This window comes from Tritonibacter sp. SIMBA_163, from assembly GCF_046535935.1.
GTDB lineage: Bacteria > Pseudomonadota > Alphaproteobacteria > Rhodobacterales > Rhodobacteraceae > Epibacterium > Epibacterium scottomollicae.
Genome location: NZ_JAWJBP010001194.1, coordinates 1 through 241 on the forward strand (window position 1 = coordinate 1; position 241 = coordinate 241).

The following is a 241-nucleotide window of genomic DNA, read 5'->3' on the forward strand; positions in this document are numbered from 1 at the left end:
CTACGCCATACCCCACCAAGCCCACAACCACGGGCATTGCAGCCATCTCTAAACGCCTTCCAATGTCACGCCAAATATGGGACGTGGCGTTCCCCTTCTCACGCTCAATATGCAGATCAATTAGCACTTTACAGGGGTCTAAATTTAGCAATTCAGCAGCCCTTAACCCCTCGTCATCAGACATATAAGCCTCGCCTTTTACCCACCTATAAACCGTTTGGGGCTTAACCTCTAAAAGTTG

The 241-nt window shown here is 49.0% G+C and carries 1 protein-coding gene; it reads right to left on the bottom strand.

Annotation, left to right across the window (positions count from 1 at the left end; genetic code table 11):
- Positions 1-184: hypothetical protein (locus tag R0J92_RS26105; protein WP_411053829.1), on the bottom strand; the 184-nt coding region annotated here is incomplete at its 3' end.
- Positions 185-241: the final 57 nt, after the last annotated feature.